Consider the following 15,983-nt stretch of genomic DNA (forward strand, 5'->3'; position numbering starts at 1 on the left):
GCTGTCCGAGGCGCGTTCTCGATGTCTGGCCGGGTGCACCGGCGATGTGAGCGAACCGCCTGGCTGCGTGCCGCCGATGGGCTCGAGTATTTGGTGTAGGTGCGGGTCGTGGCAGAGGAGGCCGTAGGGCTCGGGCGGTGGCGTTGCGGGTGGGTGGCACTGTCCGAGTTGCATTTTCGAGGTCGGGCGCGACGCCTCTGTGAGCGAACGGTTTGGCTGTGTGCTGTTGATGGGCTCGAGTACCTGGTGTAGGTGCGGGCGGTGGAGGTCGCGGGGCGCGGGCTCGAGCAGTAGCGCTGTGCGTGGGCGGCGCCCTTCGAGGTGCATTCTTGTTGCCCGGTTCGGGCGGACCGGCGGTGTGAGCGGACAGTCTGGCTGCGTGTCGGCGATGCGGGGGTGAGGGCCGAGCGGGTGGGTGTGCTGCGGTGGGTGGGTGGTCGTCTTTATGCCGAGCAAGCAGGTCTCGGTGTGCGGGAAAACGACTCCGGTTGCTGGGTGGGGCGGAAATACTTGCGGGTGGTATGGGTTGTGGTCAGGTGTGAGTGAACGGCGTGCGGGATGAGTGGACGCAGACCCGGGCAATTGCCCGTCGAGATCTGGATGTTGCTGGGGGCGGAGTTTCTGATCGCCGTCGGGTTCGGGTTGGTGGCGCCGGTGCTGCCGCAGTACGCGCGCAGCTTCGGGGTGGGGGTGGCGGCGGCCTCGGCGATCGTCAGCGCGTTCGCGCTCATGCGCCTGGTGTTCGCCCCCGTCAGCGGGCGGTTGGTGCAGAGGCTGGGGGAGCGGCCGGTGTATCTGAGCGGTGTGCTCGTCGTGGCGCTGTCCACCGGGGCGAGTGCGCTGGCGCAGAGCTACTGGGAGCTGATCGTGCTGCGGTCGCTCGGCGGGATCGGGTCGACCATGTTCACCGTGTCGTCGCTGGGGCTGGTGATTCGGCTGTCGCCGCCTGGGCAGCGCGGCCGGGTGTCCGGGCTGTGGGCGACGAACTTTCTCATCGGCTCGCTGGCCGGTCCGCTGATCGGCGGAGTGCTGGCCGGATTCGGGCTGCGGGTGCCGTTCGTCATCTACGCGCTGGCGCTGCTGGCCGCGACCGCCGTCGTCTATTGGAGCCTGCGGAACTCGACGCTGGCCGCGCCCGAGAAACCCGGCACGCTGCGGGTGATGACATTCCGCCAGGCGCTGAACCGCTCGGCGTACCGCGCCGTGCTGTGGTCCAACTTCGCCAACGGCGCCGCGGTGTACGGGGTGCGCATGGCGCTGGTGCCGCTGCTGGTGGTGGACGTGCTCGGGCAGTCGCGCGGCGAGGCGGGAGTGGCGCTGACGGTGTTCGCCGCCGGTAACGCCGCGGTGTTGTTCGCCTCGGGACGATGGTCGGATCGGTTGGGGCGCAAGCCGTTTCTGATCACGGGCACGCTGGTGTGCGCGGTCGGCACGGTCGCGCTGGGGGCCGCGCCGAACCTGGGCTGGCTGCTGGCGGCGTCGTTCGTGGCCGGGCTGGGCTCGGGCATGTTCACCCCGGCCCAGCAGGCCACGGTGGCCGACGTGATCGGGCCCGACGCGCGCGGCGGACCGGTGCTGGCCGGATTCCAGATGGCCGCCGACCTGGGTACGGTGCTCGGGCCGATCGTGGTCGGCATGCTGGCACAGCGGGTGTCGTTCGGTGTGGCGTTGACGGTGACCGGCGCCCTGCTGGCGATCGCCGCCGTGTGCTGGCTGGTGGTGCCCGAGCCGCTGCGGCGGCACGCGCCCGTCGACGCCGGTGCGCGCGCGGCCGACGCCTGACGCCGCGCCGCATTCCCGGCCGGTACGCCCGTGTCGAATCGCGGTGGTGGCCGGTGCTTTGGCAGAGTGGGGGCCGTGAATTCCTCGGGATCGAAGTACACACCGCGACCGATGTCCAGCCGCACCACCTACGCCCTCGGTGGTGTGGCCCTGGCGGTGATCGTACTGATCGTGGTCTTCGTCGTGCGTTGGAACAGCAACCACGACCTCAAGGTGCAGGGCGAAGGATACGGCCCGGTGCACGACCCGGCTGTGAGCGCGCTGCTGGATTCGGACGGCGCGATCGTGCTGGGTAAGCCGAACGCGCCCAAGACGATCGACATGTACGAGGATCCGATGTGCCCGGCATGCGGGTCGCTGGAACACCTCTACGGCCAGCAGCTGGCCCAGCAGGTCGACGCCGGCAAGCTGGCGGTGCGGTACCGGCTGGTGAATTTCCTCGACCCGAAGTCGGGGAGCAAGGACTACTCCACGCGCGCCGTCGCCGCCAACGAGTGCGTCGCCGACAATGGCGACGGGCCGGTGTACTCGAAGTTTCATACGGCGCTGTTCACCACCAAACAGCCCAGCGAGAGCGGTGGCGACCTGAGCAACGACCAGCTGTCCGCGATCGCCAAGGACGCGGGCGCGCCGGCGGAGGTGCTGCAGTGCATCGCCAAGGGCGATCGCGTCGATTCGGCGCGCAACCACACCGATGCCTCGCTGAAGGCGCTGCGCGCTGCGCTCGGCGGCAAGGTCCAGACGCCGTCGGTGTTCGACGGCGCCAAGGAGATCGACGTGAACGACTCCGGTTGGGTGGCCAAGGCCGCCTCGTAGGTCGAGGGCGCCTCGTGGTGATGCGCACCCGGGCGGCATCCCCAGCCGTCCGGGTGCGACCCCCTCGATTGCGGGCGTACCCGCAACGCGTGGGCTAACCATCGTCCGGCTCATCGTTGAGCAGCGCCTCGTAGACCCGATTGCGCGCGTCGGCGATGGCGTTGACGGTGTCGCGCAGCTGCCGCACCATGGCCGCGTATCCGCAGCCCGATTCGGCCTTGTCCAGCTCGGACTCCAATCGCCGCCGGATCTTCTCCAGGGCCGCGATCCGCTCGCGCTCCACACCGACGTCGATAACCGTCGGGGGTACGGGACGGTCCGGTTCTTCCATGGCGGTGCCGTGTCCTCGTGGTCGCTGGTGGACATGGGGGTTCACGAATGGTGTTCGGCGATCGGGGTTTTCGAGCCGGAAGCGAGCGGGAGATCGTCCTCCGGCGTCATGGTCGCAACCCGGGAGAGCACGGGGCGATCCAGTGGGTACGCCGGATCGATCGTGGCGGGTTCCGGTGGTGCCGGGGAGGTCGTGGGGGAGGGCCATTGCGGCTCCGGTGCGTCGATGTCGGTGTGGGGGAACAGATAACGCGCGCCTTCGCGGACGGTGAGGTGCTCGTCGCCGGTGGGGCTGGTCCACTGCATTCGGTCGGCATCGAGCCGATGCACTCGCCAACGCAGTTTTCGCTTGTCCGCCAATGCCTTCAAGCGGTAGTGCCTGGGGCAAAGGATCGCGAGGTCCGTCCTCGGCGATGCGCTGCCCCGTGTGTTCTCGATCGGCCGGATGGATACCGGATCGCCTGCCGCTGCGGGCATCGTGCATCCGGGGAATCGGCATTGGCCGTCTATCGCGCGTATCTCGCGCTCCAGGCGGGTGTGCGACTCGTCCTCCTGGTCGGTCTGCTTCTTCTCCGTGGCTTCGGCGGGCTCGTTCGGCTCTTCCGTGTGTTCCGGAATCACTTGGAGCCGAGCATGTTCGGCGACTCGGCGAGCGAGGACGGGGTCGACGGGGCCGTATCCGGCGAGGAAGGCGGGGTCGTTGCGGAGGCCGAGCAGCGTGGCGGCCGAGATGCCGATCTGGACCAAGGGGCGGCGGATCTCGAAAGTGGCGTCGGGGGCGGTGCATTCGCTGCCGCGGCCACACCGGCAGCGCAGCTGCCCCGAGCCGTCGGCCAGCGCCACGAGAGCGTCCGCGCGCCGCTGCGGCATCGTCCGCGGATCGGCTTCACACACCCCCGAACTCAACTCCCGCAAGCGCATGGCAACCGTCTGGGCGTCGACCGCGGGCAGCAGGCCGTCGAAGACCGCCATGCCGTCCTGCACCGCCCGGATCCGCACATCCCGATCCCCCTCGCGCTGCTCACGCCGCCGCTGTTCGGCCTCCGGATCCAGCCGGGTGACCCATCGCCGCGCAATCTGCCGCAGCCGCGCCGGATCAGACCGAGCCGCCGCCTCGACAAGCCTCGGCTCGACCTCCCGCCGCGCCTCGTCCGACAGCCCCCGAACGCCGTCCACGATCGCCTGCGCCCGAGCGAGATCGATCCGCCCCGCACCGAACGCCTCCCGCGTCGCAGGCAGCCCATCGAGACCCAGTCCTATATCGATGAGCGCGGCCGCCACCACCTCGGAGATCTGCACCGCCACCGCAGCCTCGGCCGCCGCGAACTCCCCGACCCGCTGGCCCCCCTCCTCCGCAGTCGCGCCCCGCCGCCGATGCAACTCCCGCACGGCCCGCACCTCCGCCGCCTGCGCAAATGCCGCCGCCCCATGCGCCCGCCGCAGCGCGTCGATCAGCCCCTCATCGCTCATCGCCTGAAGCTCTCCGCCGTCGAACATGTGTTCGATACTACTCTTCGAACACATGTTCCACCACCCCACTGTCCAGGCGATTTGGCCGCGAAACCGGGCATGGTGTAACTTCATTCAAGCCAACGGGGAGCACCCCGAAGGTAGAAAACAGAACACGGGGCTATGGCGCAGCTGGTAGCGCACCACACTGGCAGTGTGGGGGTCAGGGGTTCGAGTCCCCTTAGCTCCACCAGGGAGAACAGCAGTTCTCCACCTCTTCGAGTCGGCCGTTTGACGACACATCTGACGACAATTCACAGCGCGGTGTCGTCGGCCGACGAGTCGAACAGCATGCCCATCGAATCCAGTGCATCACGCTTCACGGACTCGATCACCTCCATGTAGATGTCCGTCGTCACCGTGATCGAGGAATGCCGCAGGATGCGCTGTACGGTCGCGGCCTCCACGCGCTGAGTGAACAGCAGCGTCGCGCACGAGTGCCGGAGATCGTGTACCCGGACCTCTGGCACGCCCGCCTTCTTGCACAACGCATGGAACATCCGGTTGACGTTCCTCGGTTCGATCGGCTTGCCGAACTTCGTGGTGAACACAAGGCCGGATTCCTCCCAGCTGCTACCGGCCGCGAATCGTTCCTCCATCTGCTGCTTCCGGTGATTCCGCAGAACCGTCACGAGCGGACGAGGCAGCGGGAGCGTGGCATTGGATCCCTCGGTCTTCACCTCCTCGAGACGCAGCTTGCCGTCAACGCGGTGCAGGGCTTGCCGAACGACCAGCCGCCCGCCGGACAGGTCGACATCGGACCACTTCAGGCCCAACGCCTCTCCGCGACGCAGCCCCATCGACAGTGCAACTGCCCACAGGGCATGGAGCCGATGCGCTTCAGCCGCCCGAAGGAGTTGCTTGGCCTCCACCGCCGTGAACGCCCGGACCTTGTAGTCGCCGCTGCCTCCGACCTTCACGGTTCGTGCGACATTGCGGCTGATCAGCTCCTCATCCACGGCATCCTGGAGGGCCGCTCGGAGCACCCGGAGCACATGTTGAATCGAGCTGATCGACAAGGCATCCTGGCAGCACTCGGCGGGCGACTTCGCACAGCAGCGGGGCTTGATTCGGCCGGCGTCCTTGCCCTGGGAACAGCACTGGCACTTGGCGCGCAGTCCGGTGATGAACGTCCGGACGTGTCGGCTGTTCAGCGCCTTGAGCTTGTGGCGGCCCAGGCCCGGCACGATGTGCAGGCGGACATCACCCTCGTAGGTCGCGAAGGTGGTCCGCCGGATCTTGGGTTCGGCGATCTCGCGCAGCCAGTACTCCATGTACTGGCGAACCGTCATGGTGGTCACATCGACGGGAATTCCCTTGCGCTGCAACTCCTTCAACCGGGTACGTTCGGCGTCTGCCTCATCCCACGTGCGGCCGTACACACTGACCCGCTTGCGCTTGCCGTCCGGAGTGTCCACGAACAACTTCAGCTCGACACGACCGTCCTTCCGGGTGCTGATCGTGCCCGAGCCGTTCGGGTTGCGCTTGCGCGGTTTCTTCTCGGCCATCACGCAGCGCTCTCGATCAGCCCGGACACGTAGGCATCGAAGGACTGCCGCACGATCCGGCGACACCGACCGACCTTGATCGACTGGACCTGTCCGTCCCACAGCAGCCGGTACACCGACCACGTGCTGACCTTCAGTTCGTCGGCCGCCTCCTGCACGGTCATGAACTTGCTCATGATCACCTCCTATGCCGCATCCACTTCAGGCGAATCTTGTTGTGGCACAACGGTTTCACGTGGAACCTGATCTTGTGCCTGAGCCATGCGGGCGACGTCGTACTCCGAGCGTTGCCGCATCTTCTCCGTGACCATGGACATGATCAGGAACTCCCGGGGTGGCACGTCCGGGTCACCCGGCTCACACGGTGCGATCCGGTAGCGGCTGATGTCCTCCTTCGAGATGCCCGCCTCCGCGAGCCGCTGCCGAACGAACTCGACTCGGTCCGCCTTGTAGTCGGTCAGGTTCTTGCCAGTCCACTTGCGTGAGACCAGGACTCGGCGACCGCGCAGGCCCAGGGTCTCGCGGCGATGGGCCTTGCCCTTGCAGCGGCCCGGCTGAGTCTTCGCGGTTGCGCCCTTGGGGACCACGCCGTACCGGAACCACACCGCGCACGTGGGCGAGCAGGGTGTCTTGCACAGTTCCTGGTGCAACCGGTCGTAGTGCCGGGCAGCACGATCGGACTGGGGTTCGATGACGTCGCCGATGGACTTGGTCAGATACTTGGTCAGGTAGCCGATATGCCGGTTGGCCTCCTCCGTCCCGCCGAGGATGCCCTTCACGTCCACCTGCTTGCCGAACCGGATTACGTGCGCGGGTTCCAGCTCATCGACCGAGTCCATCAGGTCCATGACTTCGTCCCATGTCGGCACCGGTACCGGCTCACCGGTCTCAGGGTTCACCTGGTCGGGATCGACCCAGCGTTGCATGGTGTAGTTCCAGACAGGCATGTGCCCGGGGGTGTAGACCTCCTGGTCGAAGTGGGGCCACCACACCTGGTGGTACGTGGCCTCGGTGAGTTGCCGGATCATCGCCCTCGGGTCCGTGCCCCGGATGCCCATGTGGATGTGCGGGGCTCCGCGGCGCTGGGGCTCCACGGTGGCGAAGTACTGCATGTCCCGACCGGAGGCCCGCCGGTAGTTCTGGACGAACCGGTCGAACAACCGGGCGAAGTGGATGATGTCCCGGGCGGCCTGGCGGTAGTCGTAGGTGTCCGGATTCACCGCTGCCCCGTCCGGGTGGACGCGGCCGTAGGAGGGCAGGGTCAAGGTCACGAACAGCGACGGCCGATACTTGCCCGCGTACTCACGCCCCAGGGTGGTCGGGGCGATCTTCTGGCGGGGCAGGTCTTCGGCCTCCTGACGCCGCCTGGTCGAACGCTTGCGGGCAGTCGGTGGTTCGGTGTCCAGCGGCGGGAACGGGCCTCTCACGCCATGCTCACGCAGCTCGGCATACAGGTCTTGGACCACCTCCCGAATGCCGTCCATCTCCTGTTCGTCGCCCGCCTCCTTCGCCTGGTCGTACTGGACTTGCAGGGCCGCGCGGGCCTCGAAGATCTCGATCTCCTCACGGGTGGGTTCGCGCTTGTCGTCCACGGGTTCCTCCTGGATGTGCCATCCCTCACGGGCCTGGTGCTGCCGCAAGGCGAGAGCGCGCCGAGCACACGCCGGACACACACATTCGAGTGTCGACTTGCACGGCACGCCAACGTATTTCATGAGCCCGGTGACCTGATCGAAGGACCGCATCGGAAGGGGACGCCCGCACACGCCATGCTGTTCGGCCATGCTCTGGGCGATCTCGGGCATGTTCGGGATAGCCCGCTGTTCCGCTGCCGTCCTACGGCGCGAATCCAGTTCTGTCACAAGCGATGCACTCATGCAACCACCTCGAAAAGGGAAATCTGGCCACGGGACTCCCAGTGCCGGGGCCGCAGGCCGCGACGCGCAGGGAGCGGGGAGAACAGCTGATCAGCGGTGTAGCCGGGGAACATGACCTCCAGCACCCGACGACGCGCAGCCGCAGGAGCCACCAGGCCCCCGGACTTCCAGCGCCGGAAGGTCCGCTCAGCCGGAGCCGGTAACGCTGGCTTTACTGTCGCAGCGGCCTTGTTCCACTCCATCCGGAACGCCTCGTAGGACTGCCAATGCCGTTGCGCGAGAAATAGTTTCAGGACAGTGCGAGCCGGGGTGATCATGCCGCCATCTCCCACGCCTTGCGCCCCAGGCTCATCGACTCGCGAGTACGGATCAGGATTTCCCGGTCCGGAGACAGCCAGCTAGCGGGCATCACTACGTCAGTCATGATCAACGCACCACCGACAGCGGAGCGGAAGTCATCTCGATCACGCCACCCATGCAGTGGCACCGAGTTGAGGTAGCGATATCGCTGAACTCGCAGCCGTCGCAGTCCGGGCACACCGCCCAGGCTGAACACTCATGCAGCTCAATGCAGCGGGCCTTGAGGCAACCCAGCTCCAAGCACCACATGCACCACCCCGCCGCATTGAGCCGACTCGGACGAAGCTCCACCTCTGTCCACTGAAGTTGCTGAAATGCCTGCATGATGACCCTCCGGGCTCTGGGCTCTTTCTCCGATGAGACTATACTAGCACACTCAGACTCGGTGAGCTAGTACACTCGTTCATTTTCTGGAAACCCGCAGGTGATACACTTTTATGTCAGCTAGCACGCTAATGCTTAGGAGGCCCCTCCGATGTCACCGAGCCTGGATCGGCCCGCCCCTCCGTACCTGCAAATCGCCGACCACTTTCGAGTGATGATCAAGAACGGCGAGCTGTCCGAAGGAGCCAAGCTCCCATCGGTCGCCGAGATCGCAGCCGGATGGAATATCGCCACAGCAACAGCCGCCAAGGCGCTCAATCAACTACGGACCGAAGGGTATGTACGCAGTACGCCACGGGGTACATTCGTATCCATCTCGCATAAGCAGACCACCGGACCGGACCGGTTGCAGATGCTTCGAGCGACTGGCAACGGCTATCGCCCTGGCGAATCAGTCGAGGTTGTTAGCTCCGAACTAACCGACGCCTCGAACGACGTCACCGAGTCCCTTGGCATTCCCGAAGGCACACAGGTTGTTCGCCGACGACGTGTGTACCGCGATGACCTTGGAATCGTCACGATCTCCACGTCGTGGCTACCAGGCGAATTCGCCAAGTCTGCGCCCGAGCTACTGTCCACGGACCCGCTTCCCAAGATGACCTTCGGTCTGATCGAAGATCGAACCGGACGCAGGGCTGTAGCCCGCCGTGATGTCGTCTCGCTTCGGGAAGCGCCGACCGATATCGCCGAAACCCTTGGCGTTGAACCGAATTCCCAGTGCCTGACCATGACCAATCTCTACTGGGACCAGAACGGCGACCCGACCGAGTACGCCATTGACTACCTCGGACCAGGGCGCGAACTCAGCGCTGAATACTCGCTCGACTAACCGGCCCCCATCTACAGCCGAACGGCTGGGACCTCCGTCGCATCATCCGCCGGACGGAAGTCCCAGCCGTTCTTGTATCTTCGCAGCCCCGCACATCGTGTGCAGTCTGTTTGCCGAATTGAGCTATATGTGATCAAGGGCGGCGCTGGCGCGCCGCCAGGCGCAGCCGCGCTGCGCCCGCGCACCGGACTGGCCTCCGCAAGCTCCGGCCGCCCGGCGCGTCGGCGCGTCCGCGCCCGCGAAGGCGGCCCAACGCTCGCCGTGGCCTCTCTGCCCACTTCTGGCAACAACCGCACAGTGCTGGGCACGAGAGAGCCGTTCCCGGCTGACCTCCGCAGTCGAATCCGAGCCGTCGATTCCCGCCGTGGTCGACTGGCCGTGGTCCGGTCTAATCGCCCGAGTATCACCGAGAACCGTCACTGTCCCGAGGTTGGCCCCATCGAGGCGGAGTTGGTGTTCCCCACCTTCCTCATACTCAGATTGTCTCGCTCCGGCCGACCGCATCAAGGGCGCTCCTTCGTCGCGTCGCACGCGATGCCTTCGGCACCCTTGACCCGCCCGTCCTCCACTGAGGGCGGCAAGTATGAGGAAGATGGGCAAAGAGCAGTCAGGGCGGATAGACGACCTATCCGCGAAGGGCATGACGACACCCCCGACGACAACGACGACGACAGTCGAGCATCGGGGGCACTTCGACATCATGCAATTTGGCGATGCGTTTGCCCTGGTCACGGCTTCCGCGCACTCCTGGCAGTGTGGGGGTCAGGGGTTCGAGTCCCCTTAGCTCCACTCATTAATCTCCAGCTCAGGGCAATGATCTGGTCTCGGTCGCAGTTCTTGTGTGACCACTGTGTGACCATGGCTGGATTCGGTCACCCGATGTGTGTGACGATGATGCGACTGTAGCGACAGATTCGCACTGCTCATGGCGCTTCCCGAATGGAGGCTGCCTATGCTCACTCCCCAAGCGCGAACCCGCACAACGGATGGCACGGTCGCGTGGCAAGTGCCGTTCTACTATCGCGACGAGAACAACAAGCGTCGGCACACGTCGGAAACCTTCGACGAATATGCGGAGGCGCAACGCTTCTGCGACCTCGTGGACTCGATCGGCATCAACGAAGCATTGAAGGTCCTCGAGTTCCAGCGTGGTGCACGGTCACAAGTCGTATTGCTGAGCGACTGGCTGACCCATTACGTCGATGAGATCTGCCGTGCTGGTGAGTACATGCAGCGCAAGTATCGCAGCTACATCCGCAACGACATCACACCCTTCTTCGGACAGGGCTTCCCGCTCGAAGCGCTCACCCCGGAGATGGATGCCGCCTGGGTGGTGCATCTGAGCGAGGAGCAGGGCAATGCGCCGAAAACGGTGCACAACAAGCACGGATTCCTCAGCGGTGCGATGAACTCGGCCGCAGGGCGGCGGCCGGTGCCGTTGATCGGGTACAACCCGTGTGCGACAACGCGGTTGCCGGCCTGGCGTATGCAGGAGGCCGATATCTTCGAGGAGCGGGAATGGGAGTTGTTCGACCTGCTCGTCGGTGAGCGCTGGCGGCCTCAGTGCGAGTTCGCGCTGATGTCGATGGCGCGTCCTGGTGAGGTGAGCGCGCTGCGGGTCGGCGATATCGACCGCTGCACCGGTGATGTGAGCATCACCAAGGCGTGGAAGGATTTTGGGAGTCGCCGGAAGCTGGGTGAACCCAAGACGGCGCACGGGTTTCGGGTGGTCAACGTGCCGTTGGAGACACTGGCGCTCATCGATTTGAACCGGGCCTCGAGCGAGTTGCTGTTCCAGACCAAGATCGGAACCCCGGTGACGGCTTCAGTGTTGTACGAGCGCGCCTTTCAGCCTGCCCTGCGCCGATTGGATGGGCTGGCCAAGGGCCACTTCGGTCCGTTCGGTCGGCATGCGCGCTGGGAGGGGGCCGACCCGGAGTTCCTTCTGGCCACGTACCGGAAGGCAGTGCACTCGCTGCTGGCGAAGCGGATCACTCCGTATACGTTGCGGCACACCATGATCTCGTGGAAGCTGCAGCGCGGCGACGACCTGATCGTCGTTTCTCGTGACGCCGGACACGAATCGACCAGGGTCACCGAGCTTCACTACAGTCACGTCTTGAGGTCTGCCAGCCGAGCTTCGACGGCGAAGGCCCGCCTGTGGGTGCCGCGGGTGCGCGCGGTGGCGGAAGGAGATGCCCATGTCGCATGAGCTGTGCACTGCCCCGCCAACCACTGTTTCCGGAGGCCATTTCGTTTCATACCTGTTGCTGGAACGGAATGAAATGCAATGGAATGAAACGGAATTCGCATGCTGAAGGCTGTCGACACGGCTGGCGACGGAAGCAGCCGATCCCAATGCAAGTTCCCAGGTTGCACTGCTCCCACCGCTTCCCGCACGAAGGGGAGCCGGGGACGCCCGACAGAGTTCTGCGAGAATCCCGATCACAATCCGCAGACCGCGTTTCGCCGCAGAGCCGACCACGCCGAATCCCAGGGCGACAGGGCGGCTCGACCTCCGCTGCGACCGGTCACCGACGGTGTCGTTACGGTGGCGAGTCTCGTCGAGCGCCTGGAGCGACTACGGGGCGAGTTTGCCTCCACAGCAGTGGAGGCAGCGACTGCGCTGGCCGACGTCATCGATCCTGCCAGTATCGATCGCCACATCGAGCAGGTCGAACTCGACACAACTCGTCGGATCACGCTCGAACAACAGGCGCGACTAGACGCGCAGAAAGCCCTGGCCACAGTCGAGGCTCAGCTGGCCGAAGCGCTCGAGTTGAGAGATCTGGCGACGGCGGCACTCGAGGACGCGGCAGAACAAGCCGCGGAGGCCATCGCACGGCTGGAGGAGGTCGAGTCCCGATGCCGAGAGGTCGAGGCCGACGCCGCGCGAAGGATCGCTGCGGTCGAGTCCGACCGAAGTCAGCGCTTGCGAAAGGCTGAGGCGACCTTGCGGCAAATGAGGGCTCACATCGATAGCGCACGGATGGCGCAGTCCCGCGCCGAGGCCGAACGCGACGCTGCCCACCGTCGTGCAGAGCGCCTCGAGTCCGAGAATGCCAGTCTGCGTTCACGGTTGGACGAACAGGTCCAGCAACACCACCACGCGATAGAGGCGCGGGACATCGAATTCGCCCGGGCGATCACAGCGGCCCGCGCGATGGCCGACCGCTCCGAGCGCGAACACCGCGAACAGATCAGCGAGATGCTCGAGGCAATCGTGAGTCCTAGTCGCCGAGAGCGTGGAGAGGCATCTGGATGAAACCACCCCGATAGCCGTAGCTGCGAGGCATGGTTGGGCTCGGCGGGATATTGTGCTGTGCTTGCCGCCTCGCGCGAATGCTCCGTCACGCGAGAGTGACCGGAGCATTCGATCTATATGGCTTGTCTGGAATGCCGAGCAGGATGAGTGCGCCGAAGATGCGTCGTGGAGAGTGCGGATGGCTGAAACTGAGGGTGGCATGGCCCGTCCGCACGCCCATGGCATTTCGCGATCGGTCCGGGCCATGCCGTTCCTGCGGTGCGAGACAACTCGGCACCGCAGGAGTCCGCTAGGTCGATGCACTCTGCGGAGGGATTGGGCGGGCCCGGCGCCGGTTGCGGCGGCGGGCCGGCCGTGTGGGCTGCTGCGGCGGTGTGCGACGCGCGGCCGTGGACGGCACCCGGGTGACGTCGAGGGCGGTGGCGATGTCGGACTCGGTGAGAAACCAGGTCCGTCCCGCTCGATGACCGGGGAGAAACCTGGCAGCGAGCTGACGCCGATACCAGCGCTCGCTCTTGCGGAGAATGCGCGCCCCTTCGGCGACCGAGTACGTCAGCAGCTGCGAGGCATCCGGCGCCGCGGCCGGGCGATCGTGATTGTCAGGGGCTGGGCGGGAGACCATTTCGGACCATGGTCATCCTGCGGCAGTGTTCGGTGAACAAACCCGCCGATGAGGGTACGGCAGGGTGCCGTGAACACTGTGAACTATCGAGCCGGAACGGTGCGTTTGTCATGGCGTCTCCGATTCGTCACGTGCGCTGACGAAAGCCGCGCACAGCAGCACATCTTGGGCGTCGGAGATTTCCGCTCGGTGCATGCTGGCCTCGTATGTTCGGTTGGTGGGCAGGTCGCGCCAGGCGAGGTGGTCGTCGGGGGCGCGGCCGTAGCAGATGCGTGCGCTGCTGATCCACCGCTGCCGGAAGCGCTTGTTGCGGAGCAGGTGGCGCAGAAGCAGCGCGGTCTGCTGCGATTCGCGGTAGCGACCCATCGCGGGCTTCATCGAGGCGGCGACGTAGTCGAGCTCGTCGTCCCACCCGAGAACCAGCTTCTGGGCATCCGGGCTGATCCACCAGCGTGCGATGTTGCCGAACTTCACGATTGAGGGCATGAACGCTCGCATGGCGTCGTTGACTGCCAGGATGTTCCAGAGCGGGTCGATATAGACAGCCGGGACATCGCGGTCGCTGAGGTCAGCGATGACCTGGAGCTGTTGCGAGGTCAGACGGTCACGGATTTCGTCAGGCCAGGGCAATTCGACTGGGGGCGCGAGCAGTTCGCGGACATGTCGAGTCTGCGCGGGGTCCATGTCGTAGCCGGCGATGAACTGCTCGACGATGTCTGCGCTGGGTGTCCGGTGTCCTTGTTCGATCTGCGTGATGTAGGACTCGCTGACGCCGGTGCGCCGGTAGGCCCGTATCCGGGTGAACCCGCGGTCGTTGCGGACCTGCCACAGAAACGTCGACAGTTGCGGGATGTCGACGGGGAGGCGACGAGGGGATCGTCGGGCTCGGTGACGTGCTTTGATGGCGGACTCCCCGTTCATACTTCTCCTCCTCTAGGTTTGCAAGCCTGGATGCTGTGCTCGCTGGACACCGGGCGCGACGCCGGGGAGGGTCTGCATCGGGACACACGGTCGGGAAGGTCACGCCCTCGGAGGCGGTGGAACCGGCTGGGCATCGAAGACTATCGCCTGAACATGCCAAACGCAACAGTTTTGGAAACCTTGTGACGAACCTGGTGTGTTACCGTATGAGAGTGTCCGCAAACCGGTTCGAGGTCGGCGATCGTCGCCGTGTCCGGAACCGGAACACACCATCGGGGCACACGAAACTTGGACACGGACCTGTCCACGTTCAGCCTGCGAGGCATCTATGGTCACACCAGTGCAGACGAAAACAGTGGTCTACGGGCGCATGCTCGAGGAGCGGCGCGCCGCGCGTGGGCTCTCTCAGCGCAAGGCGGCCGAGATGATCGGGTTGTCGCATACGTCGCTGCGGAACATCGAGAGCGGGGAATCGGTTCCCCGGAAGAGAACCTGTTCGAAGCTGGACGATATGTACGGCTACCTGGACGGCTCGGTCTACAACATGTACCGCTACGACCAGGCGCCGATCGAGCGCGAAACGCCGGCACCACCCCCGGCGCCGCGCTTGCCGACCGGAGAGTTTCCGGTTTTGTTCCCCTTGCAATCGATGCTGGAGTTGCTCGAGGCCGATGGAGAGCTGGGTAAGCTCGCCACCGGCAGCGGCGATGAACGGATGCTGGTACTGCGGCAGAAGATCGGACGCAGCGTTGATCGCCTGTTGCGGGCGTGGGTTACCGCCCAGGTGGAGGGCATGCGAACTGCTGGCCACGACGATCAATTCATCAAGACCCTGCTCGCTGTCCATCTTGCGCGAACGCCGCTCGCCGACGATCCGCAGGATCAGGATGAGCTGACGTATCTCCGGTGGTTGCTCGGGTACGCCGGTGAGTTGTCACAAGAACAACAGGCTCGCTATGCGGACTTGTTTGCTACGCGCACAAAGGGGCACGCCGATGCTGTCACTCGAGACGAAACTGAACAGGCTCTTCGAATTACGTCACCTGCGTGATCAGCCTGAACGCAGCACCGACGAGGTCGCCCGCGCGATATCACAACGTGTCGGGAGGGTGGTCAGCCCGCAAATCCTCCTCGATGCGCGAGCGGGGCGATCGGCAGGTCTGGCGGGCGACATCAGCGAGGCCGTGTGCGCCGAATTCGGTGTCGACTCCTGCTATCTGAGAGCCGAAGACAGTCCCGAGATCACAAGGCTGGACCTTGTCATCCAAGTGCTCATTCTCATCCGCGACCGTGGACTGCACCATCTGGCCGGACGGATCCACGATCTGGATCTGGACAGCATCAAAGCCATCATCGCTATCCTCGCCGATTCCGCACCGATCGCACACTCTGACTCGCTGCCATCCGTGCTCTGACCTCGGCTGTGCACCGCGGATTGCGGGGGCGTGCTGGACAGCGGTTTGCGGTGTCGGCATTGTCGCACCTTTTGGGGTGCGAATCAGCGTTCCCTCGGAGCTGTTGCGCCGACCGTCAACGCTGCTATTCAGCGGAAGGTCGGGATGAAACTTGTCCGCACTGAAGCGTGAACGAATCAAGTTTCTGAAGTCTGTGACTGAAATATATGCAGATATCGAGCGAGAGGTTATTTTATTCCGGTCTTACAGTAAGGGCGCGACGCACCCCGGCACGCCAGGGAAGGCTGTGAGTCGTAGGTTGTCGGTGGCGCCCGAGAGCGGTAGCTGGCCGGATTGCGCCCGGCACAGCGAGCGGGCACGGCGAC

Annotated in this window: 14 protein-coding genes and 1 tRNA gene; 8 read left to right on the forward strand and 7 right to left on the reverse strand. The window is 65.2% G+C overall.

The window, feature by feature from the left end; genetic code table 11:
* Window positions 1-558 precede the first annotated feature (558 nt).
* Together HPY32_RS29405 and HPY32_RS29410 are read left to right on the forward strand one after the other, a co-directional pair.
* Window positions 559-1,782, forward strand: a complete 1,224-nt coding sequence (locus tag HPY32_RS29405) for an MFS transporter (protein WP_067577645.1) — start codon at window positions 559-561, stop codon at window positions 1,780-1,782.
* A 111-nt stretch (window positions 1,783-1,893) separates the two neighbouring features.
* Window positions 1,894-2,598, forward strand: a complete 705-nt coding sequence (locus HPY32_RS29410) for a DsbA family protein (RefSeq protein WP_067577647.1) — start codon at window positions 1,894-1,896, stop codon at window positions 2,596-2,598.
* 94 nt (window positions 2,599-2,692) lie between these two features.
* On the opposite strand, the gene HPY32_RS29415 is transcribed toward HPY32_RS29410, so the two are convergent.
* The gene (locus HPY32_RS29415; RefSeq protein ID WP_156673814.1) at window positions 2,693-2,929 is read right to left on the reverse strand and encodes a hypothetical protein; all 237 of its coding nucleotides are present in this window, start codon (window positions 2,927-2,929) and stop codon (window positions 2,693-2,695) included.
* 41 nt (window positions 2,930-2,970) lie between these two features.
* The gene (locus HPY32_RS29420) at window positions 2,971-4,425 is read right to left on the reverse strand and encodes a DUF222 domain-containing protein (RefSeq protein WP_067577651.1); all 1,455 of its coding nucleotides are present in this window, start codon (window positions 4,423-4,425) and stop codon (window positions 2,971-2,973) included.
* A gap of 129 nt (window positions 4,426-4,554) precedes the next feature.
* Here HPY32_RS29420 and HPY32_RS29425 point away from each other — a divergent pair.
* Window positions 4,555-4,630 (forward strand) — tRNA-Ala (locus HPY32_RS29425).
* A 61-nt stretch (window positions 4,631-4,691) separates the two neighbouring features.
* Here the strand turns inward: HPY32_RS29425 and HPY32_RS29430 are convergent.
* The 4 genes from HPY32_RS29430 to HPY32_RS29445 are packed head-to-tail and all read right to left on the reverse strand — an operon-like array spanning window position 4,692 to window position 8,139.
* A complete protein-coding gene (locus HPY32_RS29430) occupies window positions 4,692-5,945 on the reverse strand; it encodes a tyrosine-type recombinase/integrase (protein WP_082870514.1) in 1,254 nt (417 codons plus the stop codon).
* Window positions 5,945-6,121 carry an excisionase family DNA-binding protein gene (locus tag HPY32_RS29435; RefSeq protein ID WP_156673815.1) on the reverse strand — a complete coding sequence of 59 codons (177 nt, stop codon included), beginning with the start codon at window positions 6,119-6,121 and terminating at the stop codon, window positions 5,945-5,947. Before HPY32_RS29435 ends, HPY32_RS29430 begins: the two co-directional genes overlap by 1 nt.
* A 9-nt stretch (window positions 6,122-6,130) precedes the next feature.
* Window positions 6,131-7,822 (reverse strand): replication initiator, encoded by a 1,692-nt coding sequence (locus HPY32_RS29440; protein WP_082870516.1) that lies wholly within the window; start codon window positions 7,820-7,822, stop codon window positions 6,131-6,133.
* On the reverse strand, window positions 7,819-8,139 hold the full coding sequence (locus tag HPY32_RS29445) for a hypothetical protein (RefSeq protein WP_067577657.1): 321 nt from the start codon (window positions 8,137-8,139) through the stop codon (window positions 7,819-7,821). Before HPY32_RS29445 ends, HPY32_RS29440 begins: the two co-directional genes overlap by 4 nt.
* A gap of 518 nt (window positions 8,140-8,657) precedes the next feature.
* On the opposite strand from HPY32_RS29445, the gene HPY32_RS29450 reads away from it, so the two are divergent.
* The 3 genes from HPY32_RS29450 to HPY32_RS29460 all read left to right on the forward strand — a co-directional run bounded on the left by HPY32_RS29450 (window position 8,658) and on the right by HPY32_RS29460 (window position 12,660).
* Window positions 8,658-9,395 (forward strand): GntR family transcriptional regulator, encoded by a 738-nt coding sequence (locus HPY32_RS29450; RefSeq protein WP_067577661.1) that lies wholly within the window; start codon window positions 8,658-8,660, stop codon window positions 9,393-9,395.
* Between the two features lie 952 nt (window positions 9,396-10,347).
* On the forward strand, window positions 10,348-11,607 hold the full coding sequence (locus tag HPY32_RS29455; protein ID WP_171983103.1) for a tyrosine-type recombinase/integrase: 1,260 nt from the start codon (window positions 10,348-10,350) through the stop codon (window positions 11,605-11,607).
* 339 nt (window positions 11,608-11,946) lie between these two features.
* A complete protein-coding gene (locus tag HPY32_RS29460) occupies window positions 11,947-12,660 on the forward strand; it encodes a coiled-coil domain-containing protein (RefSeq protein WP_067577665.1) in 714 nt (237 codons plus the stop codon).
* Between the two features lie 730 nt (window positions 12,661-13,390).
* Here the strand turns inward: HPY32_RS29460 and HPY32_RS29465 are convergent.
* Window positions 13,391-14,203 (reverse strand): helix-turn-helix domain-containing protein, encoded by an 813-nt coding sequence (locus HPY32_RS29465; protein WP_067577667.1) that lies wholly within the window; start codon window positions 14,201-14,203, stop codon window positions 13,391-13,393.
* Window positions 14,204-14,543: 340 nt separating this feature from the next.
* Between HPY32_RS29465 and HPY32_RS29470 the strand changes: the two genes are divergently transcribed.
* Together HPY32_RS29470 and HPY32_RS29475 are read left to right on the forward strand one after the other, a co-directional pair.
* Window positions 14,544-15,254 carry a helix-turn-helix domain-containing protein gene (locus HPY32_RS29470; protein ID WP_067577669.1) on the forward strand — a complete coding sequence of 237 codons (711 nt, stop codon included), beginning with the start codon at window positions 14,544-14,546 and terminating at the stop codon, window positions 15,252-15,254.
* Window positions 15,199-15,618, forward strand: a complete 420-nt coding sequence (locus HPY32_RS29475; protein ID WP_156673816.1) for a hypothetical protein — start codon at window positions 15,199-15,201, stop codon at window positions 15,616-15,618. The genes HPY32_RS29470 and HPY32_RS29475 overlap by 56 nt, the downstream gene beginning before the upstream one ends.
* Window positions 15,619-15,983 lie beyond the last annotated feature (365 nt).

The organism is Nocardia terpenica (assembly GCF_013186535.1).
Taxonomy (GTDB): Bacteria; Actinomycetota; Actinomycetes; order Mycobacteriales; family Mycobacteriaceae; genus Nocardia; species Nocardia terpenica.